This window comes from uncultured Sulfuricurvum sp., assembly GCF_937936435.1.
GTDB lineage: Bacteria > Campylobacterota > Campylobacteria > Campylobacterales > Sulfurimonadaceae > Sulfuricurvum.
In genome coordinates this window covers 16,695-40,290 of the sequence record NZ_CALDDG010000123.1, presented here as the reverse complement: position 1 = coordinate 40,290, position 23,596 = coordinate 16,695, and the positions used below count along the sequence as shown (strand labels likewise).

The window sequence follows — 23,596 nt, the reverse complement described above, 5'->3', positions numbered from 1 at the left end:
ACGACAAGACCGCCGGTAGTAACGATTTTATCCCCTTTGCTCAATGCTTCAACCATTGCTTTGTGTTTTTTAGCCTGCTGGTTTTGGGGACGAATGATCACGAAATACATAACAGCGATCAAAAAGACAAACGGCAGAATTTGAGAGAGAATTTCCATGGATATCCTTAACAGAAGTGTAAATTGCCGCATTATACTCAAAAGACATTAACATCGGTATAATTACTCCATGAAATTGCCCTACCCTGCTTACCGTGAACTGTCGCTTTCTTTGGGAATCGCCCTCTCTTTCAGCGCTTTTATCTATTGCGAACACTTCGGTCTTACTTCGAAACTTCTCAATACCGCTTTGGCCCTGATAGCTTTGTACGGACTGCTCAGCATATCGAAAAAAACCGTTCTTCTCAGCGGATTTTGGATCGGCCTGCTTTGGTGCTACTGGATCGGGTTTAGTTTTCAATATTACGGTCTGGGATGGGCACAATGGTTCGTCGCACTCGGCTTCGGTCTCGTATACGCACTCTATTACGGGACGATGGCACTAAGCAACAACCCCTATGTCCGCGCTCTCATCCTATTCGGGCTGACCTTTGTCTGGCCGATGGATTTTAACTGGATGCAGCCGGAACTGATTTTTGTCGAGAGCTATATCGGGATCGAAAAATGGCAGTTTGCCGTCGTCCTTCTCGTCCTCGCCCTCTCTACACAGTTGCAAAAAAAAGCGAAAGCGGCAAGCCTTCTTCTCCTCTGCATTGCCTATCAGCCCCAATATATCCCGCCGAAACAGCCTGATATCCGTGTCAAACTCGTCATGACCGATATCTCGCAGGATTTTAAATGGCAAAGCCAACGGCTGGGACAGACCCTGTTGGAAAACTTTTATGCCGTCGATGAGGCAATCGCACAGGGTTACGATCTCGTCGTCCTCCCTGAGTCGGCTTTCCCCCTCTTTATGAACGAGCATCACGAGATCGCCGAAGCACTCCGGGAGCGCTCACGTAATATCGCTATTTTGACCGGAACGTTGTTAAATGAAAACGGTCTTAACTATAACGTGTCGTATCTATTCCAGCAGGGAAAAATGACGATTGCCAAAAAAACGGTTCTCGTTCCGTTCGGCGAATATATCCCCCTCCCCGATTTTTTGCGCGGATGGGTAAATCGGGAAATTTTCGGAGGAGGAGCCGACTTCGTCACGGCGGACAAACCGACCGATTTTACAATCAAAGGGGTTCGCTTTCGCAACGCCATCTGTTACGAAGCGACGCGCAAAGAACTCTATACGCCGGATGTCCGCTATATGCTTGCCATCAGTAATAACGGCTGGTTCAAGCCTTCTATCGAACCGACGCTGCAAAAACTGCTGATCCGTTTTTATGCCCGAAAAAATCACACAATGGTATTTCATGCCGCTAACGGCGGAGGGGGAGGAATCGTCTATTAAGCCCCGAAAGGAAATCCTTTCGGTATTGGAGGGGTTTTTAGTGGCGGACGTTGAGATTGTTCGCTTTGATCGCGTTGATAATTCCTTCGATCTGTTTCATTTTCGCCTCTTCATCATCCATATTATGGATTGCATCGAGATTGAAATGCTGCAGCTTGGTATCAAGATATCCCGTATCGAGTTTACCGTCGATAAAATCCTGATCGCGGACGATCTGACGGTGAAGAGGGATATTCGTCGGAACTCCCTCGATCAAGAATTCATCCAATGCACGTGTCGCTTTGCGCACCGCGTCTTCCCACGTCAATGCCGAAACGATCAGTTTACCGACCATTGAGTCGTAGTTCGCCGGAATTTTATAGTTCGTATAAGCGCTGCTGTCCAACCGAACCCCGGGACCGCCCGGAGCGAGGTAATTCGTAATAAGCCCTGGAGAAGGGACAAATCCCTGTTTCGGGTTTTCGGCATTGATACGAAACTCGATCGCGTATCCGCGGAATTTGATCTCTTCTTGCATAAATTTGAGCGGATCGCCCTCGGCGATCTGGATCATACGCTGAATCAAATCGATCCCCGAAATCATCTCCGTAACCGGGTGTTCGACCTGGACACGGGTATTCATTTCGATAAAATAGATGTTATCGTCCTGATCGACCAGATACTCGATTGTTCCGACACTTTCGTATCCTAGTTTGAACATCGCTTTGGTCGAAATACGGTAAAGTTCACGTCGTGTCGCTTCGTTAAGAAGCGGTGAAGGGGCGATTTCGATCACTTTTTGGTGACGGCGTTGAATCGAGCAGTCACGGTCTCCGAGATGAACGACGTTTCCGTATTTGTCCGCCACGATCTGAATCTCGATATGGCGCGGATTTTTGAGATATTTTTCGATGAATACCTCACCGCGGCTAAAAAAGCGGAGTGCTTCTTTGGTCGCCGACTCATACATCTCTTTAAAATCGGATGCTTTTTCGACAATCCGCATACCGCGTCCGCCGCCGCCGAATGCCGCTTTAATGATAACCGGAAATCCGATATCGGCTGCAATCTTTTCGGCATCATTGATGTTATCGATCGGCTCGTCCGTACCCGGAAGCATCGGAACGCCTACTGCGCGCATCGCCACTTTGGAAGCCATTTTATCCCCGAAAAGGGCAACGTGTTCCGGTTTCGGACCGATAAAGATAAGACCGTTATCGATACATGCCTGTGCAAACTCCGCACTCTCGGAAAGAAATCCGTATCCCGGATGGATAGCGTCACAGTCCGCTTTTTTAGCCAATGAGATAATACGCTCATAATCCAGATACGCAGCAATCGGGTCTCCTAGAATAGGATAACACTCATCCGCTTTACGTACCCAAACGCCGTTTACGTCTACTTCGGAAAATACGACGACACTTTTTATGCCCAATTCTTTACATGCGCGGATAATACGCAAAGCGATTTCACCGCGGTTTGCTATCAGGATTTTGCTGATTTTTGTTGTATTCATCACGTTCCCCCTGGATGATCGATCTTGTTATGCGGAATTTTAAAGTAATCGGAATCAAAACGGCATCAAAAAAACCTCTTTTTAGCGAACCTGCATTACAATAGCTTTTATGCAGCGGCTCTATCCTTATCGGCACTATATTATCACGTTTCTCCTCTTCGCCTTCATTACGGCGATATCCCTCACATTTCGAAATGAGCTGGAAAAAACCAATATTATCTTAATCCATCTCCTCCCCGTCATTGTCATCGCATTGAGGGGGAACTTCATAGCCACAACCCTCGTCACCACTTTTTCCGTCGGCGTTCTAGCCCTGATCTACATCCCTCCAACTCTTAGTTTCCTCGTCGATGAACTGATTTATATCTGGAGTTTCGTCATCTTTTATATCGTCGGGTATACGATCACCTTTCAGGCACGGCGCATCCATCACACCAGTGTCAAAGAGATCCTCTACAACACCCTCTCCCATGATCTTAAGACACCGCTGTCTTCTATTATGGGCAATGCGACGTTTTTGGTCGAAACGCACCCGCTCGATCCGGCACTGCGCTACCAGGCGCTATCACAAATCATCGAATCGAGTCGCCAAATGAACCGTCTCATCAGCACGCTGCTCGACAGCGCACGCCTCCAAAACATCCATACTCCCTTAAAAAAAGAGTGGTGCGATATTGTCGACCTTATCGGGATCGCTCTACGCGAATTTCGGAGGGATGTGCTGCATGAGAGGATTGATTGCCGGATTGATCCCGATCTGCAGCTCTTTTACGGAGATAGCGGACTGTTGACGCGTCTGTTTGTCAACCTCATCGACAATGCCTTGAAATACTCTCATAAAGACAAAGCGATTCATATTACGATTATTCCGAATAACACTACTCTGAAAATGACGTTCTGCAATGAATGCCCATCAGTCCCCCCCCGTGATCTCGAACACCTCTTCGAGCAATTTTACCGCGCCGGAAATACCGCAGATATCTCCGGAAGCGGCGTCGGTCTCTCAATTTGCCGCGATATCACGCGGGCTCATCACGGACAGATAAAAGCGTATAATACGGAAAACGGAATCTGTTTCGAGGTTACTCTTCCTATCCTCAAACGCCCTTCCCATCTCCTAAACGAGGTCTCATGAAACCGCATCAACTGATTTTGATTGTTGAAGACGACGAAGCCATCGGCAAACTGCTGCATCTCTCATTTCAGCAGTTCGGACATAAAACGGTCCATGCCAAAGACCGTAAAAGCGCCCTGAGAGAAATTCAGACCCGCAGTCCCGATATCGTCTTACTTGACCTGGGTCTTCCCGATGGAGACGGGAAAGAGCTGATCAAAACCATCCGCTCTCTCCTCACCGTCCCCATCATCGTCGTCTCGGCGCGAAGCGAAGAGTCCGAAATTATCGCGGCATTGGATGCGGGAGCAGACGATTATGTGACTAAGCCGTTTTCAACCAATGAACTCTACGCAAGAGTACGCTCGACGCAACGCCGCTTTTTAGTTCATCAGACGACCGATTCCCTCATCACCTGCGATACGTTGCAAATCGATGTCGAACAGTTTAGCGCCACCAAAGAGGGTCAGCCGCTCAAACTCACCCCGACCGAATTTAATTTGCTTAAATATATGATGCTTCACCGCAACCAGGTCTTGACACACGATAAAATCCTCAAAGAGGTGTGGGGTGTCGGATACCAAAGTGAAATGCAATATTTACGGACCTACATCAATAGTTTACGTAAAAAAATCGAACCCAATCCCACCTCTCCGACCTACGTCCAGACCGAGCTTGGAATCGGGTACCGATTCGTGTGCGGCAAAGGTAACTAAAAGCTTATTTTCCATAGCGAATTAGTATGGATTGTTGGCTTTTTCCAAAATCTGCTATTATAATGATCAAAAAACAGGGATACCCAATGAACATAGCTGCAAATATTACGGAACTTATCGGCAATACCCCTTTAGTCATGCTTAATGCTGCCTCTGCAGAAAGCAATGCAACCGTTTTAGGAAAATGCGAATTCATGAATCCTACCAGTTCCGTCAAAGATCGGATCGGCTATAACATGATCAAGACAGCAATGGATGAGGGAAAGATCAATCAAGAGACCCTTATCATCGAGCCAACCAGCGGTAATACCGGTATCGCTCTCGCTTCGATCTGCGCTGCACTGGGACTTAAACTCACCCTCACTATGCCCGAATCCATGAGTATCGAACGCCGTAACCTTCTCAAAGCGCTCGGAGCCAATCTAGTTCTCACCCCTGCCGCACTGGGGATGAAAGGGGCGATTGACGAAGCCAATGCCCTCGTCTCCGCCAACTCCAACGCGATTATCCTGCAGCAGTTTGCCAACCCTGCGAACCCGGCCATCCACCGCATTACGACGGCAAAAGAAATTTTGCGCGACACCGACGGAAAAGTCGATATCTTTGTCGCAGCGGTAGGAACCGGCGGAACTCTGACCGGAACGGGGGAAGCGCTCAGAGAAGCGCTTCCGGGAATCCAGATCATCGCCGTCGAACCGAAAGATTCACCCGTCCTCTCCGGAGGCAAAGCGGGGCCACACAAAATACAGGGGATCGGTGCCGGGTTTGTCCCCGATGTCTTAAACACGTCGCTCTACAGCGAAGTAATCGCCGTCAGTAACGAAGATGCTATCGCCGCTTCGAAAGCGTTGGCAAAAAACGAAGGACTTTTGGTCGGAATTTCAGCCGGTGCCAATGTTCATGCCGCATCGCTCGTCGCATCGCGCCCAGAGAATAAGGGCAAGGTCATCGTCACCATACTCTGTGACACGGCAGAGCGCTACCTCAGTACTCCATTATTCGAAGCCTGAGAGTGTTTCTCGAAACCATCCGCTGTGAAGATGGAAAGGCTCTGTACCTTTCTTACCATCAAGCACGGATGGAACATGCCCTCGAAATACTCGAAGCCGGCAACATCTACTCCCTTCAATCATTGATTTCACCCCCCGAAAAAGGGACTTTTCGATGCCGTTTTCTGTATGACCGCGACCTCTTTCAAATCGAATACCATCCTTATACCCCAAAAGCGATCCGTTCTCTCAAAGCCGTGCATTCCAACGACCTCTCCTATCCCCTGAAATCGACAGAACGTCAGGAGCTCGACGCCCTCTTTGCCCGACGCGGACAATGCGATGATGTACTAATCATCCGAAACGGCTTCCTGAGCGACACAACGATAGCCAATATAGCACTGAAGATAAAAGGAATATGGCTGACGCCGAATACCCCTTTACTTCCCGGGACCACACGTGAACGGCTGATACGCGAAAATGCTCTTATTTCTGCCCCGTTACGTCTCGAAGACATCCCTCAAGCAGAATCCATAGCGGTTATGAACGCGATGATAGGATTTGTTGAGATCGAAAATGGTATAATCGTCTAATTAAAAAACACCCGGTCAGTTGTGTCCGGACGTTTCGCCGTATCAGAGGCGCAATTCACATATACAGGTCTGTCGCTATGCTATTCGATATTATCAAAAGTCCGTCATTTGCCCGATTGATGGAAAATCATTTACGGGATATGCTTATTTATCTTTTTGAAAACGATCAGAACTTCGGTATTTTGTGTAAAATCGAACACATCACTTTCGATCCTCCTCTGCCACCCCACCTAAGTGAAGAGTTTCGGGCCATGACTCTCTTCTTTTTGGGAGGATATACCTTTGAAAGTGCACGGATCGACAATGACGTTTTAATCTTCGAAGCCGGTTTCGGTCAAGAGAATATCGGCAGTTTTGTCTCTGTACCGCTTCTTTCCATCGTCCAAATCATAATCGACGACACTCCGGCATTTGTCAATCTCGCTCTTCCTCAGGAACAGCATCCAATATTGAATATCGATAAACATGAAGGGGTTCAAAACTCTATGAGTGCGTTCCTGTCCAATCCGGAAAACCAAAAATTCTTTAAAAAATAATCTCTAAGACTCCCATCTAATTCTCTCCCTTTACGGCATCCTGCCGTCCGAATAAAAATTTTGATTTCATCTTAATGCGTTTTGGTTATATAATGCTTTGCATAATTTCAATCGACATATAACCGCATACCGTATTCTATATACATAATTTCAAGTAAAGATAGTCTAATGGATTTAACCGTCGTTTTAGGGATATTAGGGGCAATCACGAGTCTTTCTTTGGGAGATTCACTGGAGGGTGGAAACCCGATTCATCTGGTACATATCACATCGCTTATCATCATTTTTCCGACGGCAATGCTCGCTTCCATGGTCGCCACCGACGGGGAATACGTCAAAGGTGCTTATAAAAATCTCGGGTTTGTTTTCAAAAAAAATCCCGTCGACCTGCATGCACGAATCAAACAGATTATCGAACTTGCAACTCTTGCCCGACGTGAAGGATTGTTGGCACTCGAACAAAAAGTCGCCCAAATCGACAATCCTTTCTTGAAACAAGGTCTTAGCATGGCCGTAGACGGCAATGAGATCGATACGATTCACGAAACGATGGAGCGGGTCATCGAAGAGACCGAAGAGTTTTGGCACGGATGTGCCCACTATTGGATCGTTGCGGGGGAAACATCTCCGGTTATGGGGCTCGTAGGGGCGGTTATGGGACTTATCCTCGCACTCCAAAAACTCGATAACCCCAAAGAGATGGCGGAAGGGATTGCCGGAGCTTTCACCGCGACCGTTACAGGGATTTTTTCCGCATACGTCGTCCTTGGTCCGATCGGGAGCAAAATGAAAGCCAAATCGCACCATCTCGTCAAAGAGCAACAGTTGATGCTGGAAGGAATCATCGGAATCGTCCACGGCGACAACCCGCGGACACTCGAAGCCAAACTGCTTAACTTTCTTTCTCCGATGGAAGAAAAACACAGCCAATTCGATTGATACTCTGTCATGGCAAAGAAAAAATGTAAAAAATGCCCCGAATGTCCGGCAGGAGAAAAGTGGGCCGTACCGACGGCCGACTTTTTCAGTCTCCTTCTCGCTCTTTTCATCGCACTCTATGCTCTGGCTTCCGTCAACAAAGAAAAACTCAGAGCCATCAAAGAAGAGTTTGTCAAAATCTATGACTATGCACCCGTCTCTGAACCGCTTATTCCCGTCGTCGACACCTCAAACGATGCGAAACCCGATCCGAAAGCAAACGCAAACGCAAGCGGAAAAACGATCATATCGGGAGGCGGTTCTATTTTAGAACAGGCATCGTCTACCCCTGAGATGTCCTCTACTCCGGATACCCCGTCCAGCACCATTCAAAAACTCCAGCAAGATCTGCAACAATTGTCGATGGGAGAAGGACCTTTGGATCAAACCATCGACGGTGTCATGCTGAAATTACCGGCGACCATACCGTTTAAAGGGGCAAATGCGACGATCGATGACGTAGAGATGCATTTGTTTATTAAAAGAGTCGCTGAAATCATCAACACCCTTCCTCCGAGCGTCGATATCTCCGTACGCGGTTATACCGATAACCAACCGTTACCGAAGAATTCTCCGTTCAGAGACAATCTGGACCTCTCCAGTAAACGGGCGGAATATGTCGTGCGGGAATTAATACAAAACGGTGTTTCCCCCGAACGTCTTTCAGCTGCAGGATTCGGACCGGCGAAAGCGCTAGCATCCAATGCAAACGAAGACGATCGTGCCAAAAACCGTCGTGTCGATTTTTACATGTTTGTCTCGAACGAAAAGCCTCTCGACAACACAGAGCAATCAAAAATATTCGGAATTTTAAACAAACTGAAACAATAAGCGCCGCAGCGCTTATGTCATTCTTGCGGGATTTATAATTTCAAGCCAAGCAGATAGGTTACGACATTATCGATGAATGCATCGTGTTTGCGTTCTTTGCTATAAGCGATATAAAACTTGCGTTTGATTTTAAAGTTTTTGATCCGGGCTTCAAACAATTTCCCCTCTTCCACCTCATCGCTGATAACATGACGGGAAATGACGGAAACAACCGGACGAACCGCATCTTTCGGCGAACGCATAATCGTCTCTTTAATCGCCGTAGAACTGGCGACAACACCGATGACGCTAAAACCGGAACACTCGACACCGATTTCTTCAAAAACTTCGGAGGTCAATTTGCGGGTATGGGAGTTTTCGTCACGGCAAATCCAGTCGAATTTATACATATCTTCTTTACGCAGCTGCTTCGGGATCGGTTGATTTGAAAATATGACCAATTCATCCTCTTCCCATTCGCGGTAGATCAAACCGTCTTTAAAAACCGGGGATTCGATCAAAGCGATATCGATTTTTTTATCGATCAGCTGATCGATAATCTCTTCGGAAAAAGCGACACGGATATGAACTTCATTGTTGATTTTCTCTTTGAGTTGTCCCAAGTACGACGGAAGGACATAGTTTCCGATGGCATATGACGCACCGACAATAAACGTAAACTCTTTACTGATAATCTTCAGGAGCTCTTTTTCGCTTGATTGAATCGATTTTTCCAGTTTCATAGCAATACGAAACAGATCTTCACCCTCTTTCGTCAGCTTAATACCGTTCTTTTTACGCTCTACGACACGTGTGTCGAGATAGTCTTCGATAAATTTGATTTGTTGGGTGACCGCGGGCTGAGAAATCCCGAGTTTTGCAGATGCTTTCGAAAAACTTTTCTCTCTGACAACCGTCAGAAACGTCATAAGTTTTGCAAAATCTTTTAACATAATAATTCCTATAAGGTAAATGAATAGCACTATTATAACCCATTATTATAACCAAAGCAAGAGAGGCCAACATTTTTCACACGCGTATAGCTCGTGAATTTCAAAAATAGGAAAAATGGGCTATAATTAAAACCTTAACCAAGAAGAAGGCAGCATCCACATGGATAAAATTCTCGCAGAACTTAATGATGCTCAGCGCAGTGCGGTCGAACAGATCGACGGTCCGTTGCTCATTTTGGCGGGAGCGGGAAGCGGCAAAACCAAGACTATCACCTCCCGTTTAGCCTATCTATTAGACGAAGTCGGGATTCCCGCAGCCAATACGCTGACCCTCACCTTTACCAACAAAGCGGCCAAAGAGATGCGTGAACGTGCTATGGGGATGATCTCTCAGAACTCGTACCCGCCTCTTCTGTGCACGTTTCATAAATTCGGATTGTTGTTTTTAAAATTCCATATCCATTTGCTCGGCAGAATGAATAATTTTGTCGTCATCGATACCGACGATAAAAAGAAAATCATCAAAAAAATCAATGCCGATCTCCCCACCGCATTGATCGCTTCTGAAATTTCCCGCTATAAAAACTCTTTGATCGATCCTCAGGAAGCCTACGCTCAAGCAGAGCTTACCAATTACAAACACATCGCCAAGATTTATGAAGAATATCAGGAATATCTGCTCAAAAATAATCTTGTCGATTTTGACGATTTGTTGTGCCTTACTTACAAACTATTAGACGAATACCCCGATCTATGCCGGGAAACCAGCGAAAAATACCGCTATATTATGATCGATGAATATCAAGATACCAACGAACTTCAGTTGCGGCTTCTTCAGAAACTCTGTTCGACCCATAACAATCTATGCGTCGTCGGAGACGATGATCAAAGCATTTACGGATGGCGGGGAGCCCACGTCCGTAATATTCTCGAATTCGACCAGGATTTTGAAAATGCGATGATCGTCAAACTCGAGCATAATTACCGCTCTACCCAGCCCATCCTGACCGTAGCCAATGCCCTTATCGAGCACAACCGTTCACGTCTGGGAAAAACGCTGATCGCAACAAAAACCGGCGGCAATGAAGTCCAAACGATTTCTTCAAGCGACGAAGCCGAAGAATCTAAAAAAATCGCCAAATCGATTAAAGAGCTGATCACCAAAGGGGTTCGCCCCAACGAAATCGCCGTACTCTATCGGATCAATGCCCTAAGCCGTTCTCTCGAAGAAGGTCTCAACCGTGCCGGCGTGGCGTACAAACTCGTCGGCGGACTGAGGTTCTATGACCGCGCCGAGATTAAAGACCTTATCAGTTATCTGCGGGTCATTACCAATGTCCACGATAACTTCTCGCTCAAACGGATCATCAACAAACCCAAACGGGGATTGGGGAAAGCCACCATCGATAAAATCGAGCTCTCCGCGATAGAAGCGGGCAAGTCGATGTTCGAATTTATTTCGACACTCGGCGACAGCGAGCTCGAAGCGCTGGTACGGAAAAAAAGCGCCGGGGAACTGCATGATTTTGTCTCCGAGATACTGGAACTGCGCAATGTAGCCGAGGAGGCGATATACCGTTTTATCGATCTGCTCGAAGAGCGTTTTAAAATCAAAGAGACGCTCAAAGGGCTTCCGGACGAAGCGGAAAAAATAGCCAATATCGACGAATTTTACGGTCTCTTCCGCGATTACGTCAAACAAAATCCAGGAGCCTCTCTTGCAGAGTTTCTTAATGACATCACCTTGCAAAGCGAACAAGATCAGGTAGAGGGGGAGAGCATCTATATCATGAGTATCCATGCTTCCAAAGGGCTGGAGTTCGAACACCTTTTCGTCATCGGGCTGGAAGAGGGCTTCTTACCGCTCATCGGAGACGGAAGCGATATCGAAGAAGAGCGGCGGCTGGGCTATGTCGCTTTGACGCGGGCAAAAAGCCACCTGACCCTCTCCAACGTCAACAGCCGTTTTTACAAAGGGCGTCGGACCGAACTCCAAAAAAGCCGTTTTATCAATGAAGCGGGTCTGTGCGAAGGCTCTTTGATTCTGGAGAAAAACACCTCGTACAAAAAAGGGGATCTCGTCCGCCACAAAATCTTCGGTGCCGGAAGGGTCGAAGGGGTGAGTAAATCGGGACGGGAGTTCAAGCTCAATATCAATTTCGGCGGAAACAAACGGGAAATCCTCGCCTCTTTCGTCGAAAAACTCTAGGACCGTATGAACCGCCTTTTCGTCGCTTACAAACCCGCAGGTATGAGTTCCAACCAACTTTTAAGCCGTCTTAAACGCCGTTACAACGTCAAAAAAGCGGGCTATTCCGGGACACTCGATCCTTTTGCCAAAGGGGTACTGATCATCGCATTCGGCAATCACGGACGGCTGTTTCGTTTTCTCAATAAAACGCCCAAACGCTACCGGGCGACTTTATGGCTGGGGGCTTACTCCCCTACTCTCGATATCGAAAAGATCGAAACGATCAGCGAAACCGCCGAAGTCGATCCGCAAACGCTCACTAGCGTCCTTGATTCATTACGCGGAACACTCACCTATCTCCCGCCTAAATACAGTGCCAAACGAATCAACGGCCGACGTGCCTATGAATTGGCCCGTGCTGGGGCGGAGATCGACCTGAGAGAAATCACTTCTACCATATACGATATCACCCTTATCCATTATGTTCACCCTTTCGTCACTTTCGAAGCAACCGTTTCGGAAGGAACCTATATCCGTTCTCTCGGCGAGATGATTGCGGACAAGCTCGGATATGACGGCTCTTTGAGCGCGCTGGAGCGTTTAAACGAGGGACAGTTTGTCTATGAGAATGAAAAAGATCTGGATATCAAAACCTCTCTCGGTATTACCAAAAACCGCTATAATGGCACGATACAAACGGTTCTGCTGGGTCAGCCTCTCGAACGTGAAGATTTCGATCTTCACGATGAGGGAACCTACTGGATCGACAACGGCGATACCGTATCGATTATCGAGATTACATCCGACGGGGTTCGCTATATTCTAAACAAGGTAGAAGCATGCTGATTCTCTCTCGCAAATTGGATGAATCGATTATTATCGCCGACACGATCACCGTCAAAGTCGTCTCCATCGAAAAAGGGGTCGTCAAACTCGGAATCGACGCTCCCCATAATATCCGCGTTTTGCGGAGCGAACTTGTCCGCGCCGTCGAAGATTCCAACAAAGTGGCATCAACCCAGCATGACGAGACTCTTCTACAGCAATTGGTTCAAAAATTAAAATTATGATTCCTCGCCGCGCCTACGCCAAAGTCAACATTTTTCTCAAAATTACCGGAACACGGGGAGAGTATCATACCCTCAGTTCACGCTTTATGCGGGTTAGTTCCCTGTACGATACGCTCCGGTTCGAACGAAAAACGACTCCCGAGTTCGAGATTCGAGGCAATTTTGATTGCGAAGTCCATTCTAATACCATCTATAAAGCTTATAAATATCTCCTTGCCGCAACCCATTCGGAAAAGCTCTCCGCTTTTTTTGAGGATCATGCCGTATGTGTCGAAAAAAACATCCCCTCTTTCGCCGGCTTGGGAGGAGGCAGTTCCGATGCCGCCACTTTTCTAACGATGTGCAACGAAGATTTGGATTTGGGATTAAGCGTTGATGAGCTGGCACGCATCGGTGCCGATGTCGGTGCCGATGTCCCTTTTTTCGTTTACGGGTACGAGAGTGCCAATGTCCGCGGGATCGGCGAGATCGTCGAGCGTTACGATGAGCCTTTACTCCACTTTGAAGTAACGACCCCCGCGCTTGAGATCAGCACCCCTACGGTCTACCGTTATTATCGGGAGCATCGGTTCGATCCTATTTCCGAAGAGGAAGCGGCACGTCTGGAAGCGACACCTTCACGAGAAATATTGGCCTCTATGAGTGCCAAAGAGGCGAATGATCTTTATCCTGCGGCATTGGGATGTTATCCGCAGCTGAAAGAGCAAGAGGGGTGGTTTTTCTCCGGCAGCGGAAGCAGTTTTTTTAAGATTGAGGAATAAGCAGTATGGGCGAAAACATAGCCACCAATAAAAAAGCGTTTTTTGACTACCACATCGAAGAAAAATTCGAAGCGGGACTTGTCCTCAAAGGGTCAGAAGTCAAATCTCTCCGTGCCGGCCGAGTCAACCTCAAAGACGGTTTTATCAAAATCGTCCGCGGCGAAGCGTTTGTATTCGGTGTCCACATCGGTGTTCTCGACACAACCCATCGATACTATACCCACGAAGAGCGCGGAAGCCGCAAACTTCTCCTGCACAAAAAACAGATCGACAAAATGTTTAAAGCGGTCGAGAAAGAGGGCTTCACACTGGTGCCGCTTAGTATCTATTTCAACGACAAAAACCTCGCCAAGATGCAAGTCGCGATCGCCAAAGGGAAAAAACTCTACGACAAGCGCGAAGACATGAAAGAAAAAAGTATCAAACGCGATATCGAACGGGCGCTAAAAGGGGATTAAAGCTATCAGAACGACCGAATACGGTAGTGTTCGCCCTCACGCTCGAGTGCGAGTTTCATGTCAAAAATAGCCGATATATTTTGGCTGTTTAGCGTTTCTTCTTTTTTCCCCTGTGCGTATATCGTTCCTCCGGAGAGCAAGACCACTTTATTGATCTCCTCAAATATCTCTTCGATATGGTGTGTAACCAATATGATCGTTGTACCGCTGCGTGAAAGAGAACGGATCATGTCAATAAAATCGATTTGCGCTTTGATATCCAGGCCCACCGTCGGTTCATCCAATAATAGCGCATCGATCGGATGAACAAGCGCTCGGGCGACGACGATTTTACGCAATTCACCTGTAGACATATTTCCCAGCACTTTATCGCCTAAATGGGCAATCCCTAAACGCTCAAGCGCATCGTGCGCGATTACATGCTGTTCGTTCGTATAGGTTTGATGGGCAAAGATGCCGAGAGTCCCGTTAAAACCGCTTAAAACCGCTTCGTAGCCGCGTAAATTCTGCCCCTGCATTTGAAATGCCCAGTGGATGTCATTGGTAATGACTCCGAGTCGTTTGCGCAGTTCTGCAATTTCCCAACGGCTTTTTTCCAGAATGTCGCGGCAAAACGGATCACTTTTATAAGAAGGGTATAACTCACAGGAGATGAGCTTGATCAAGGTCGATTTACCCGAACCGTTCGCTCCGATGATAGCACAATGTTCACCTCTGCGAATGCTTAAATCAATCCCGCGAAGCGCATATGCGGTATCGTAGATTAGATCAACGTTTTGAAAATGGATCAGAGAGTCAGTCATAGGAGTTCTTTAATAATGAGGTTTAGTAAACCTTGGAAGAAAAAGAGATAAAAAATGCCGCAGATTGCGGCATAGGAGATTATTTTTTACGAATTTCTTTAATACGTGCAGCTTTACCGGCAAGGTCACGAAGATAGAACAATTTCGCACGGCGAACACGACCACGGCGAAGTACTTCGATTTTTTCAAGGCTGTCACTGTAGATCGGGAATACACGTTCGATACCGACGCCGTTTGCACCGATTTTACGTACAGTAATAGTTTTACCGGTACCTTCTCCACGAATAGAGATACAGATACCTTCATAATTTTGTACGCGTGATTTGTCACCTTCTTTAATGGTTACTGCCAAACGAAGAGTATCACCCGCACGGAACTCAGGGATGTTTTTACTAGCGATTTGCGCTTGTTCGAAGCTTGCAATGTACTTATTTTTCATAAGATGTCCTTAGTTTATGCTTTTGAAGCTGCTCAGGCCTGAAGTATTTTGTTTTGCATTCAGACAGAGACGATTTTAGTGCACGAATTTTACTGTGATTTCCCTTTAAGTATTCTGATGGAACATGCATATTCTCATAGACAGGGGGTTTTCCGAATGAAGGGGCCTCCAAAAGTGGAGATTCGAAACTTTCATACTCCAAAGATTCGCTGTTCCCAAGCACCCCTTCGATATTTCGGACGATAGCATCGGTCATCACCAATGAAGGTAATTCTCCTCCGGTTAAAACATAATCGCCGATACTGAACACTTCATCCGCAAAACGTTCTACAACCCTCTCATCGATCCCTTCATACCGTCCGCTGACGAAAACGACATGCGGCTTTCCGGCAAGGCGTTTGGCATCGTTTTGGGTAAATTGTTTTCCTACCGGAGCGACGAATATGATGTGAGCGTCATCGTCGAGAGTTCGCAGAGAGTCAAACAAAGGCTGCGGCGTCATTACCATACCGGCACCCCCGCCGGCAGCCGTGTCGTCTACTTTATGGTGCTTGGAGGCGCTGAAATCTCTCGGGTTCAAATACGCAACCGAAAATTTTTCCGCTTCTATCCCCCGTTTGAGGATAGAATCTTGGAAATACCCTTCGATCAAATTGGAAAAGATCGTCACATACGTAAAACGCATCAAGATGCCTCCAGTAGATCCAATCCACCCTCTACGGTTATTACCTTGGACGCAGCATCGCTTGTTTTGATAAAGTGGTCGATGTAAGGGATAAGAAACGTAGCCGGCATCCCTTTTGCGACAAGTGCTTCATCCGTTGCGACCAACAGATAATCTTGTACACCGATCCGTTCAATTTCTTGAACACGACCCAAAAGAGTCTCACCTTCTATAACACTCGCCCCAAGCAGATCAAACCAGAAAAATTCACCTTCACTCAAATTGCATCGCTCGCGCGTTGCTTCAAAAGTGGTGAAAAGCTTTCCGTTGGTCAGCGCTTTCGCCGCTTCGGGGGTATCTATCCCTTGTATGTGAACCAGCTCGCGTTCAGGGTTATAGGAGGTAAGAATTACTTCTTTGCCGTTTTCAAGGGTGAAAGAGGCATTGGGAGTGAATTGTTCGGGAAAATCGGTAAAGAGATTCAGTTTCATGTCCCCTTTTAAACCGACGGTGCGGCCTAATGTGGCGACATGGAGAAGATTTTGCGGGGTTGAATTACGAAAGCGGTTCGACATTGATTCGGTAACTTTTCCCGTCTTTGGCTTTGCATCCGGAAATGACGGTTTTGATCGCACCGATCATTTTCCCCTCTTTTCCGATCAGCTTGCCCACATCTGCCTGATTGGCATACAAAATGATTTCGGTCACCTCGTCGCCATCAAACGACTCTACCCGGATCTCATCCGGGTAACTTGCGATCAGTTTAGCAAAACCTGCGACGAAGTCCGCGACCATGATTATTTACCGGTAATTTTTTTAACGCGGTCTGACATTTGAGCACCGACGCTCAACCAGTAGTTTAGACGCTCTTCATCTACTTTGGTAGTGATAGGGTCTGTCATCGGATTGTAATATCCGATCAATTCGATCCAACCGCCGTCACGGCGTTTGCGACTGTCTGTTACCGCGATACGGTAGAAAGGTTGTTTTTTACGACCCATACGGGTTAAACGGATGACTGTTGCCATTGTGTGTCCTTTAAATGTTTTTTTTGCACCAAGAAGCTTAGAAGAGTGTTTTACCCACAAAAGTAAAAGAAAAACCTCTAAGCCGCTTCAAATGCTAAAGACTGGGTTCTCTCTAAACACAGTCTTTAGCATTTGGGGGCTATTAGCGCGGTAAACGCATTCCCTGCATCTGCCCCATCATGCTTTGGAGGTCTTTCATCCCCTGCTTCCCGGAGAATCGCTTCGCCATTTTCGATGCGTTTTTAAACTGCTTCAAAATGCGGTTTACTTCGACGATATCCAAACCGCACCCTTTTGCCAAACGGGCTTTACGGCTGTTATTGAGCAATTCAGGGTCTTCGCGCTCTTTCATCGTCATCGAAGAGACCAATGCCTTGATCTGCTTAAGCTGACCCGAGTTTTCCAAATCAAAATCTTTCAGTGCCGATGCCATGCCGCCCATACCGGGAATCATCCCCATGATAGACTTCATGCTCCCCATTTTTTTGAGACTTTCCATCTGCTCGAGAAAATCGTTAAAGTTGAATTCCCCTTTTTTGATCTTCTTGGTCAATGCTTTGGCTTTTTTCTCATCGATCACCGATGCCGTACGCTCCGCCAATCCTTCGATATCACCAAGACCCATCAGGCGGTTGACGATACGCTCCGGAAGGAAAATCTCAAGATCTTCCATTTTTTCGCCCGCACCGATAAAGCGAAGCGGTACCTGAATTTGAGAGGCGATACCGAGGGCTACACCCCCTTTAGAGTCGCCGTCGTATTTGGTAAGGATGACCCCGTCGATCCCGATTTTCTCGTTAAACGTCGCAGCAGTGCGGACAGCATCCTGACCGCTGAGGGAATCGGCTACATAGAAAATCTCATGAGGATTTGCGACCGCTTTGACCTCGGCCAATTCACCCATCAGTTCATCATCGATCGCAAGTCGTCCCGCGGTATCGATCAGTACGACGTCTACCAACACTTTTTTTGCGTGTTCCAATGCCGATTTAACCACTTCGACCGGATTTTTGGTCGCATCGTCAGCGTACAATTCGACATCGATGGCACCGCACACCTGACGAAGCTGCTCTACCGCAGCAAGACGCTGCAAGTCCGCCGCAACGACCAATACACGTTTTTTCTGACGGGTTTTCAGCCAGTTTGCCAATTTCCCGGTCGTTGTCGTTTTACCCGATCCCTGTAACCCGGTCATTAAGATAACGGTCGGTGATACCGGAGCGTAGACGAATCCGGATTTCCCTTTTACGTCAAGCAGCTCATATAAAGAGCTGCGAAGCGCATTGAGAAATTGGTCTTTCCCGATGCCGCTTTGTTTGGTTTGAAGCTCAACCGAATCAATCAGTTCTTTAACGACTTTATGATTCACATCCGCTTTCAAAAGGGCTTTTTTAAGCTCGCCGAGAGCTTTGCTCAATGCCTTTTCATCATCGTGAAAACGGATTTTGCGGATGGCGGATGTAAACGATTCGGTTAGCGTATCAAACACTAAAAACTCCTAAATGGTACCTGTATAAGGGGCTAAAAAGTTTCGCATTATACTTAATTTTTTCTTGATTTAGACTTTATTATCGTCTTATACTTTTCTGTTTAGTCAGAAAAGTATCAAAAGAGCATATCGTGATCCAAGAACGCTCGTTCCTCTCGGCACTCCTGCCTTTGGAACGGCTTTAGGTATTATTTTATAAATTATGCCGCGAAAACACACCTAGAGCCCAGCCGTTGGCAGTAGTGCCCAAACGGCTGGTAGCGTTCTGTTTGAACGGCGCTTTTCTTTTCTAATAAAGAAAAGGACAAAAAATATTAACTCCCGAAATGGGCGAACACTTTCGGCTCAGGAGCTTCAAACGTTTTCCCCAGCAACGTCACTTTCTTCGCATGCAACATTACCCGTTTCGAGGGACGTCCGCCGTAGCTCTCATCTCCGATAATCGGATGCTGCGCAAATTTGAGATGAGCACGGATCTGATGGGTACGTCCGTGATGGATGATCAATTGGACTTTGGTTTTCTTCGCCGATACTTCCAGCGGTGTCACCTCTGTAATCGCAGGTTTCCCTTTTTTAGCCACTTTGGTATACGCTTTGTTCCCTTTTTTCTCCGTGATGAGCGGCTGGTCGACCACAAACGGTTCGCTGACGATTCCGTCCACCCATGCAACGTATTCTTTGTAAACCTTGTCTTTTTTAAACTCGCCGATCGCTTTAAGACGGAATTCTTCGTTTTTAACCAACATCAAGACACCGCTTGTTTCCCGGTCAAGCCGGTGAAGCAACTGGGCCCCTTTGAACTGCCGCTCGATTTCGTCCGAGTTTACAAATGCCGGTTTGTCGACGACGATCAGATCATCGTTCTCAAAAATCGGACGTACTTTTTCCACTTTTTGAACCGTAAAAATCGTTTTGGGGCTGATCTCGCCCCGTGCGATCATCACTTTGTTATTTCCGACATATACCAAACCCCGGTCAATCAATGATTTGGCCTCAGAGTTGGATATCCCCTCTTGCTCTGCGAGAAGCTTGTACGCTTTTGGTTTTTCCATTTTATTTCTCCGTTAAATTATCTAATACTCTATCTAAGTCAACGTTTCCGTTGATCTGTGAAGGAGGCAGTGACTCCGCATGTTTCAATGCCTCCGCAACCCCTTGCAACGATGTAAACTGGACATGAGAGACGTATTTGAACAGCTCACGCTGCAAAAATATCTCTTCCCCGGTAATAATCTTACATCCGAACGTTGCGGGTTCCAGCGGGTTATGCCCGCCGATCGGGACGAATGCCCCTCCTACGATCGCAATATCGCTGATTGCATAAAAATTATTAAGTTCTCCCATCGCATCGATCAGGGTTATTACTTCCGAAATACTTTGAGATTCGCTCCAGCACGAAAAACCGACCGTCGGTGCTACATGAGCGATCAGTTCCCTGACTTTTGCAAACCGTTCGGGATGACGGGGGACCACCAAAAGTTTGGCAGAAGGGTTTTGCTCCCGGTACGCAAGAAAACCTCGCAAAATCCCCTCTTCTTCTCCCTCATGGGTACTTGCCGCGACGATGAGTAGACCGTCGGGTTTCGGATAATGTTTCGTCGCCTCGATTTTCTGAGCCAGCTTGATATTGCCGACGACTTCGACATTACGCCCCCCAAGCGCAATAAAACGGGCCATATCCTCGCTGCTTTGGCATAAAATACGGTCGCACTGACGCAGTAAAATCCGATAGAACCAGCGCATGCGATAGTATTTTGGAAAACTGCGCTCGCTGATACGGGCATTCAACGCAATGACTCTGGCACCGCGTATATGTGCCAGCCGAAACAGCAGATACCAAAACTCCGCTTCCAACACCACGACGGTCTTAGGACGTTTCATCCAAATCCATAGCCATAATTCATACGGAAGATACCGTACTTCTGCCGCGTATTTCGATGCCGCTTCAAATCCCGTATGGGTAATAACGCTAATCGCGATCTTGTGAGCGTTTAATCGCTCCACCACCGGTGCAATAGCCTTGGCTTCACCCAAAGAACAGACATGAAACCAAATGTCATGCTCGGGAAACGGAGGGTTTTTACTTCCGAAAAAACGGGCGGGAATCGACTGACGGTATTTTTTCTTGAAAGATAAGACAAAAAGAAGCGGCAATGCCGCGACGTACAAAAACGCCGCGACCAAAGTATAAAAAATATCGAACGCTACGTTACGCACCGATTGCGTCAGATGAAGGTTCTAGATATAGGATACGACCGCAATGAGGACACATTGTGATCTCTTCCCCTTTGATAACGTCAGAATAAACCTTATCACTGATTGCCATATAGCATCCCATACACGCTTGGTTACGAACCGGAACGGCTGTCGTGTTTTTCGCCCAGCGGCGGATTTTTTGGTAAAAAGAGAGCCCTTTTTGGTTCATCGCACCGACAAGCGCCTCTTTGCGGGCAAATACCTCTTTACGCTCTTCGTCGATACGTCCCAATTTAACGTCGACATCCGCTTTAACCGTAGAAATCGTCCCTTCGATTTCAGCCGATTTTGCTTCGAGCTCGTCGATTTTGCTTTGTTTGTGGTCGATCAGTTTTTCCAAACGTTCGATCTCTTCGTTTGCAAAGCTCACTTGCTCTTTTGCGATCTCTTCTTCAAGCTGAAGCGATTTCATTTCCCGCTCGGTTTTGACTTCAGCGCTTTTTTTGCTGTTATCATCCAATTTTGCGGAAAGTTCCGCTAAATGAAGCTCGTTTTTATGTTTTTTGATCTGTTCGTCTTTGATCTCTTGTTTCAATGCGGCAATCTCGTTTGCAATGCCGTTTTGAGTTGCCATTAGCGCTTCGTACTGAAGATTCGCTTCTTCGATCTGCGGTTCAAACGCATCGATCTCTTTATCTACCAATGAAAGCTCGATCAATTGTTCAAGGTGTTTGTTCATACGATTCCTTTTGGGGTTACACAATTACCTAATTTGCGCTAAAGATAGCTGAAGGGGTTTTTTGATGGCGAAATTATAACACTCAATCCTAATTTTTCCAAATACCCCCCTAAAACCTCGCCGAAATAGCGTTCACTCTCATAGTGCCCGATGTCAATCATCGACAATCCTAATGCTTTTGCTTCCATCGCATCGTGATATTTGATGTCTCCCGTCAAAAAGCATTCCGCTTCGATATTGCGCATCAGCGATGCTCCCGATCCGGTGACCAAAGCACAGGTTTTGATATGATCGTGACAACGAACACCGCGGACATTCGGCAACCCCAATGCCATTTTGATTTTCTCCGCAAACAGCTCATAGGGTTCATCTATTCCCAGATAGGCGACAAATCCCTCTTTGGCGATAATCGGATAGCCTAACACTTTTTCGGCAACGTAATCGTTCAAATGAGTTTGGTCGAAATTGGTGTGCATAGCGATATTGGAAATATTTTTACGGATCATCGGAGCGATGATTTTGGCAGGATACTGGTTGAATTTGAGCTGTTTCAACCCTCCGAAAATGATCGGATGGTGGGTGATCAAAAGAGCATTTTCGGGGATCGTCTCGATCAGCTCTTCATCGATATCGATACTCAAGATGACGGAGGAAATCTCCTGCGAAAAATCACCGACCAGCAATCCGGAATTGTCCCAGCTCTCCTGCAATGCAAAAGGGGAAAGTTCGTCGAGAAAAGTGTAGATTTCCTGAACCGTCATTTTTCATAGCTCCTTTTGTGGCGTTTGATACGGACATGAACCGCTTGGGACCCCGAGAGGGGATCGGAAAATTTGAATTCGAATTCGCCCAATCCTTCGATCAGATCAAGCAGTTTTTTGTATCCGTAACTGCGCGGATCGAATTCCGGGGATTTGTTGATCAGTTTTTGTCCGATCGCCCCCAGATACGACCATCCCGCTTCGTTCGTCGTATCTTCAACCGCATTGCGGACAAGGGCCAAGAGTGCTTTTCCATCCGGTTTGATTTTTACCGGAACATTCTCTTTTGGGTTCGAGGAGCGGCGGAGGTTTTCGGTAAAAATGAATTTGTCGCAAACTCCGATAAACGACTTCGGCGTTTTTTGTTCTCCGAAGCCATACACCTTGATTCCCGATTCGCGAATCCGGCTCGCTAAACGGGTAAAATCGCTGTCGCTGGAAACGATGCAAAAACCGTCAAAGTTTTTTGTATACAACAAATCCATTGCATCGATGATCATCGCGCTATCGGTCGCATTTTTTCCCGTCGTGTAGGCAAACTGCTGCATCGGATGCAGCCCGTGCTCGAGAAGAACGCTTTTCCACCCTTTGAGCTTGGTATCGGTCCAGTCCCCGTAAATCCGTTTGACACTCGCGATTCCGTGTGCCGCAATCTCATCCATCAATCCTTCGATGATGGAGGGCTGAGAATTATCCGCATCGATCAATACTGCCAAACGTGCTTGATTATCTATCATTATTCACTCCCAAGCGATAGCAACGCCTCGCGTGCCTGCGGGAAATCGCTTTGCAATTGCAATGCTCTTTTATACATATTGCGGGCTTCCTCTTTTTCATGCATATCGACTAATAAGTTACCGTAGTTATAGTAAGTCTGTGCATAGGTATCGTCGATTTCAAGCGCTTTGAGATAATGGTCCTGCGCCCTCTCGTAAGCCTTTTCTGAACGGTACAACGACGCGATGGCATTATGAGTCAGGTCGTCGTTTTCGTCCAGTTCCAAGGAGCGCTCGTATAATTCGATCGCATTGATCCGGTCTCCTGACTTTGCCGTCACAAAGGCAAGTTTATTCATTATTTCAGGATTATGAGATTCAAGTGAAAGTGCCTCTTCCAAATAAGTTTTCGCCTCTTCGATCGCTCCTCGTTCATACGCGCTGTCCGCCTGATCGGTTAAAGAAGATGCTGAAGAAACGGCTGTGTTACGCTCTCTTTCTTGGCTCTCCTGAGGGAGGGAATAGTCTAGCTGCTGCACGTGCCGAAAAATCTGATAGGCAAAAAAAAGCGTTGCGGCAAACATTAAAATTTGAAATGTGCTCATATGTACCCCTTTTGTAACCCTAAGTATAATATAATCATACAAACTTAAA

General features: G+C 46.9%; 29 protein-coding genes. 13 read left to right on the top strand and 16 right to left on the bottom strand.

What is annotated here, in order from left to right:
* Positions 1 to 158 (bottom strand): preprotein translocase subunit YajC (yajC, locus tag Q0389_RS11745; RefSeq protein WP_298694355.1); only part of this gene is annotated, 158 nt, incomplete at its 3' end.
* A 70-nt stretch (positions 159 to 228) separates the two neighbouring features.
* On the opposite strand from yajC, the gene Q0389_RS11740 reads away from it, so the two are divergent.
* Positions 229 to 1,443 carry an apolipoprotein N-acyltransferase gene (locus Q0389_RS11740; RefSeq protein WP_298694353.1) on the top strand — a complete coding sequence of 405 codons (1,215 nt, stop codon included), beginning with the start codon at positions 229 to 231 and terminating at the stop codon, positions 1,441 to 1,443.
* A gap of 37 nt (positions 1,444 to 1,480) precedes the next feature.
* Here Q0389_RS11740 and Q0389_RS11735 read toward each other — a convergent pair whose 3' ends face one another.
* Positions 1,481 to 2,938: an acetyl-CoA carboxylase biotin carboxylase subunit gene (locus tag Q0389_RS11735; RefSeq protein WP_298694351.1), complete on the bottom strand. Its 1,458-nt coding sequence runs from the start codon at positions 2,936 to 2,938 to the stop codon at positions 1,481 to 1,483.
* A gap of 109 nt (positions 2,939 to 3,047) precedes the next feature.
* Between Q0389_RS11735 and Q0389_RS11730 the strand changes: the two genes are divergently transcribed.
* The 7 genes from Q0389_RS11730 (at position 3,048) to motB (ending at position 8,695) form a co-directional block, all read left to right on the top strand.
* Positions 3,048 to 4,073 (top strand): ATP-binding protein, encoded by a 1,026-nt coding sequence (locus Q0389_RS11730; protein WP_298694349.1) that lies wholly within the window; start codon positions 3,048 to 3,050, stop codon positions 4,071 to 4,073.
* The gene (locus Q0389_RS11725; RefSeq protein ID WP_298694348.1) at positions 4,070 to 4,768 is read left to right on the top strand and encodes a response regulator transcription factor; all 699 of its coding nucleotides are present in this window, start codon (positions 4,070 to 4,072) and stop codon (positions 4,766 to 4,768) included. Before Q0389_RS11730 ends, Q0389_RS11725 begins: the two co-directional genes overlap by 4 nt.
* An 86-nt stretch (positions 4,769 to 4,854) precedes the next feature.
* Entirely contained in the window at positions 4,855 to 5,778 is a 924-nt protein-coding gene (gene cysK, locus Q0389_RS11720) for a cysteine synthase A (protein ID WP_298694346.1), read from the top strand.
* Positions 5,779 to 5,780: 2 nt separating this feature from the next.
* Positions 5,781 to 6,350: an aminotransferase class IV gene (locus Q0389_RS11715; RefSeq protein WP_298694344.1), complete on the top strand. Its 570-nt coding sequence runs from the start codon at positions 5,781 to 5,783 to the stop codon at positions 6,348 to 6,350.
* A 77-nt stretch (positions 6,351 to 6,427) separates the two neighbouring features.
* Positions 6,428 to 6,886, top strand: a complete 459-nt coding sequence (locus Q0389_RS11710; protein ID WP_298694342.1) for a hypothetical protein — start codon at positions 6,428 to 6,430, stop codon at positions 6,884 to 6,886.
* Positions 6,887 to 7,054: 168 nt separating this feature from the next.
* Positions 7,055 to 7,825, top strand: a complete 771-nt coding sequence (motA, locus tag Q0389_RS11705; RefSeq protein ID WP_298694340.1) for a flagellar motor stator protein MotA — start codon at positions 7,055 to 7,057, stop codon at positions 7,823 to 7,825.
* Positions 7,826 to 7,834: 9 nt separating this feature from the next.
* On the top strand, positions 7,835 to 8,695 hold the full coding sequence (gene motB, locus Q0389_RS11700) for a flagellar motor protein MotB (RefSeq protein ID WP_298694339.1): 861 nt from the start codon (positions 7,835 to 7,837) through the stop codon (positions 8,693 to 8,695).
* Between the two features lie 32 nt (positions 8,696 to 8,727).
* On the opposite strand, the gene Q0389_RS11695 is transcribed toward motB, so the two are convergent.
* Positions 8,728 to 9,627 (bottom strand): LysR family transcriptional regulator, encoded by a 900-nt coding sequence (locus Q0389_RS11695; RefSeq protein ID WP_298694337.1) that lies wholly within the window; start codon positions 9,625 to 9,627, stop codon positions 8,728 to 8,730.
* Between the two features lie 160 nt (positions 9,628 to 9,787).
* Here Q0389_RS11695 and Q0389_RS11690 point away from each other — a divergent pair, with 160 nt between their 5' ends.
* Genes Q0389_RS11690 through smpB form a run of 5 tightly spaced genes read left to right on the top strand, consistent with a single transcriptional unit; the run spans position 9,788 to position 14,107 of the window.
* Complete coding sequence (locus tag Q0389_RS11690; RefSeq protein WP_298694336.1) at positions 9,788 to 11,836, top strand: ATP-dependent helicase; 2,049 nt, start codon at positions 9,788 to 9,790, stop codon at positions 11,834 to 11,836.
* Between the two features lie 6 nt (positions 11,837 to 11,842).
* Positions 11,843 to 12,664, top strand: a complete 822-nt coding sequence (truB, locus tag Q0389_RS11685; protein WP_298694334.1) for a tRNA pseudouridine(55) synthase TruB — start codon at positions 11,843 to 11,845, stop codon at positions 12,662 to 12,664.
* Positions 12,658 to 12,888, top strand: coding sequence for a carbon storage regulator CsrA (gene csrA / locus Q0389_RS11680; protein ID WP_298694332.1), 231 nt, complete (start codon positions 12,658 to 12,660; stop codon positions 12,886 to 12,888). Before truB ends, csrA begins: the two co-directional genes overlap by 7 nt.
* Positions 12,885 to 13,649, top strand: coding sequence for a 4-(cytidine 5'-diphospho)-2-C-methyl-D-erythritol kinase (locus tag Q0389_RS11675; RefSeq protein ID WP_298694331.1), 765 nt, complete (start codon positions 12,885 to 12,887; stop codon positions 13,647 to 13,649). Before csrA ends, Q0389_RS11675 begins: the two co-directional genes overlap by 4 nt.
* A 5-nt stretch (positions 13,650 to 13,654) precedes the next feature.
* A complete protein-coding gene (smpB, locus tag Q0389_RS11670; protein ID WP_298694329.1) occupies positions 13,655 to 14,107 on the top strand; it encodes an SsrA-binding protein SmpB in 453 nt (150 codons plus the stop codon).
* Positions 14,108 to 14,112: 5 nt separating this feature from the next.
* Here smpB and Q0389_RS11665 read toward each other — a convergent pair whose 3' ends face one another.
* The 13 genes from Q0389_RS11665 to Q0389_RS11605 form a co-directional block, all read right to left on the bottom strand.
* The gene (locus Q0389_RS11665) at positions 14,113 to 14,910 is read right to left on the bottom strand and encodes an ATP-binding cassette domain-containing protein (protein ID WP_298694326.1); all 798 of its coding nucleotides are present in this window, start codon (positions 14,908 to 14,910) and stop codon (positions 14,113 to 14,115) included.
* A 79-nt stretch (positions 14,911 to 14,989) separates the two neighbouring features.
* Entirely contained in the window at positions 14,990 to 15,349 is a 360-nt protein-coding gene (gene rplS, locus Q0389_RS11660) for a 50S ribosomal protein L19 (protein WP_298694324.1), read from the bottom strand.
* A complete protein-coding gene (trmD, locus tag Q0389_RS11655; RefSeq protein WP_298694323.1) occupies positions 15,339 to 16,034 on the bottom strand; it encodes a tRNA (guanosine(37)-N1)-methyltransferase TrmD in 696 nt (231 codons plus the stop codon). Before trmD ends, rplS begins: the two co-directional genes overlap by 11 nt.
* Positions 16,034 to 16,588 carry a ribosome maturation factor RimM gene (gene rimM / locus Q0389_RS11650; protein ID WP_298694322.1) on the bottom strand — a complete coding sequence of 185 codons (555 nt, stop codon included), beginning with the start codon at positions 16,586 to 16,588 and terminating at the stop codon, positions 16,034 to 16,036. Before rimM ends, trmD begins: the two co-directional genes overlap by 1 nt.
* Positions 16,569 to 16,808, bottom strand: coding sequence for a KH domain-containing protein (locus Q0389_RS11645; protein ID WP_298694321.1), 240 nt, complete (start codon positions 16,806 to 16,808; stop codon positions 16,569 to 16,571). Before Q0389_RS11645 ends, rimM begins: the two co-directional genes overlap by 20 nt.
* A 2-nt stretch (positions 16,809 to 16,810) precedes the next feature.
* The gene (gene rpsP, locus Q0389_RS11640) at positions 16,811 to 17,041 is read right to left on the bottom strand and encodes a 30S ribosomal protein S16 (protein ID WP_013459360.1); all 231 of its coding nucleotides are present in this window, start codon (positions 17,039 to 17,041) and stop codon (positions 16,811 to 16,813) included.
* A 142-nt stretch (positions 17,042 to 17,183) separates the two neighbouring features.
* On the bottom strand, positions 17,184 to 18,530 hold the full coding sequence (gene ffh, locus Q0389_RS11635; RefSeq protein WP_298694320.1) for a signal recognition particle protein: 1,347 nt from the start codon (positions 18,528 to 18,530) through the stop codon (positions 17,184 to 17,186).
* 314 nt (positions 18,531 to 18,844) lie between these two features.
* Positions 18,845 to 19,582 (bottom strand): RNA pseudouridine synthase, encoded by a 738-nt coding sequence (locus Q0389_RS11630; RefSeq protein WP_298694319.1) that lies wholly within the window; start codon positions 19,580 to 19,582, stop codon positions 18,845 to 18,847.
* A gap of 1 nt (position 19,583) precedes the next feature.
* Complete coding sequence (gene waaA, locus Q0389_RS11625; protein ID WP_298694318.1) at positions 19,584 to 20,747, bottom strand: lipid IV(A) 3-deoxy-D-manno-octulosonic acid transferase; 1,164 nt, start codon at positions 20,745 to 20,747, stop codon at positions 19,584 to 19,586.
* Complete coding sequence (locus Q0389_RS11620; protein WP_298694317.1) at positions 20,740 to 21,465, bottom strand: zinc ribbon domain-containing protein; 726 nt, start codon at positions 21,463 to 21,465, stop codon at positions 20,740 to 20,742. The genes waaA and Q0389_RS11620 overlap by 8 nt, the downstream gene beginning before the upstream one ends.
* 38 nt (positions 21,466 to 21,503) lie before the next feature.
* Positions 21,504 to 22,226, bottom strand: a complete 723-nt coding sequence (locus Q0389_RS11615; RefSeq protein ID WP_298694316.1) for a Nif3-like dinuclear metal center hexameric protein — start codon at positions 22,224 to 22,226, stop codon at positions 21,504 to 21,506.
* Complete coding sequence (locus Q0389_RS11610) at positions 22,223 to 22,963, bottom strand: NYN domain-containing protein (RefSeq protein WP_298694314.1); 741 nt, start codon at positions 22,961 to 22,963, stop codon at positions 22,223 to 22,225. Before Q0389_RS11610 ends, Q0389_RS11615 begins: the two co-directional genes overlap by 4 nt.
* Positions 22,963 to 23,547: a tetratricopeptide repeat protein gene (locus Q0389_RS11605; protein ID WP_298694312.1), complete on the bottom strand. Its 585-nt coding sequence runs from the start codon at positions 23,545 to 23,547 to the stop codon at positions 22,963 to 22,965. Before Q0389_RS11605 ends, Q0389_RS11610 begins: the two co-directional genes overlap by 1 nt.
* Positions 23,548 to 23,596 lie beyond the last annotated feature (49 nt).

What these genes read in the sequence shown, in the direction of transcription:
- Q0389_RS11740 (WP_298694353.1), top strand. Translation starts at nt 229, where the DNA reads ATGAAATTGCCCTACCCTGCTTACCGTGAACTGTCGCTTTCTTTGGGA.
- Q0389_RS11735 (WP_298694351.1), bottom strand. Translation starts at nt 2,938, where the DNA reads ATGAATACAACAAAAATCAGCAAAATCCTGATAGCAAACCGCGGTGAA.
- Q0389_RS11730 (WP_298694349.1), top strand. Translation starts at nt 3,048, where the DNA reads ATGCAGCGGCTCTATCCTTATCGGCACTATATTATCACGTTTCTCCTC.
- Q0389_RS11725 (WP_298694348.1), top strand. Translation starts at nt 4,070, where the DNA reads ATGAAACCGCATCAACTGATTTTGATTGTTGAAGACGACGAAGCCATC.
- cysK (WP_298694346.1), top strand. Translation starts at nt 4,855, where the DNA reads ATGAACATAGCTGCAAATATTACGGAACTTATCGGCAATACCCCTTTA.
- Q0389_RS11710 (WP_298694342.1), top strand. Translation starts at nt 6,428, where the DNA reads ATGCTATTCGATATTATCAAAAGTCCGTCATTTGCCCGATTGATGGAA.
- motA (WP_298694340.1), top strand. Translation starts at nt 7,055, where the DNA reads ATGGATTTAACCGTCGTTTTAGGGATATTAGGGGCAATCACGAGTCTT.
- motB (WP_298694339.1), top strand. Translation starts at nt 7,835, where the DNA reads ATGGCAAAGAAAAAATGTAAAAAATGCCCCGAATGTCCGGCAGGAGAA.
- Q0389_RS11695 (WP_298694337.1), bottom strand. Translation starts at nt 9,627, where the DNA reads ATGTTAAAAGATTTTGCAAAACTTATGACGTTTCTGACGGTTGTCAGA.
- Q0389_RS11690 (WP_298694336.1), top strand. Translation starts at nt 9,788, where the DNA reads ATGGATAAAATTCTCGCAGAACTTAATGATGCTCAGCGCAGTGCGGTC.
- truB (WP_298694334.1), top strand. Translation starts at nt 11,843, where the DNA reads ATGAACCGCCTTTTCGTCGCTTACAAACCCGCAGGTATGAGTTCCAAC.
- csrA (WP_298694332.1), top strand. Translation starts at nt 12,658, where the DNA reads ATGCTGATTCTCTCTCGCAAATTGGATGAATCGATTATTATCGCCGAC.
- Q0389_RS11675 (WP_298694331.1), top strand. Translation starts at nt 12,885, where the DNA reads ATGATTCCTCGCCGCGCCTACGCCAAAGTCAACATTTTTCTCAAAATT.
- smpB (WP_298694329.1), top strand. Translation starts at nt 13,655, where the DNA reads ATGGGCGAAAACATAGCCACCAATAAAAAAGCGTTTTTTGACTACCAC.
- Q0389_RS11665 (WP_298694326.1), bottom strand. Translation starts at nt 14,910, where the DNA reads ATGACTGACTCTCTGATCCATTTTCAAAACGTTGATCTAATCTACGAT.
- rplS (WP_298694324.1), bottom strand. Translation starts at nt 15,349, where the DNA reads ATGAAAAATAAGTACATTGCAAGCTTCGAACAAGCGCAAATCGCTAGT.
- trmD (WP_298694323.1), bottom strand. Translation starts at nt 16,034, where the DNA reads ATGCGTTTTACGTATGTGACGATCTTTTCCAATTTGATCGAAGGGTAT.
- rimM (WP_298694322.1), bottom strand. Translation starts at nt 16,588, where the DNA reads ATGTCGAACCGCTTTCGTAATTCAACCCCGCAAAATCTTCTCCATGTC.
- Q0389_RS11645 (WP_298694321.1), bottom strand. Translation starts at nt 16,808, where the DNA reads ATGGTCGCGGACTTCGTCGCAGGTTTTGCTAAACTGATCGCAAGTTAC.
- rpsP (WP_013459360.1), bottom strand. Translation starts at nt 17,041, where the DNA reads ATGGCAACAGTCATCCGTTTAACCCGTATGGGTCGTAAAAAACAACCT.
- Q0389_RS11630 (WP_298694319.1), bottom strand. Translation starts at nt 19,582, where the DNA reads ATGGAAAAACCAAAAGCGTACAAGCTTCTCGCAGAGCAAGAGGGGATA.
- Q0389_RS11620 (WP_298694317.1), bottom strand. Translation starts at nt 21,465, where the DNA reads ATGAACAAACACCTTGAACAATTGATCGAGCTTTCATTGGTAGATAAA.
- Q0389_RS11615 (WP_298694316.1), bottom strand. Translation starts at nt 22,226, where the DNA reads ATGACGGTTCAGGAAATCTACACTTTTCTCGACGAACTTTCCCCTTTT.
- Q0389_RS11610 (WP_298694314.1), bottom strand. Translation starts at nt 22,963, where the DNA reads ATGATAGATAATCAAGCACGTTTGGCAGTATTGATCGATGCGGATAAT.
- Q0389_RS11605 (WP_298694312.1), bottom strand. Translation starts at nt 23,547, where the DNA reads ATGAGCACATTTCAAATTTTAATGTTTGCCGCAACGCTTTTTTTTGCC.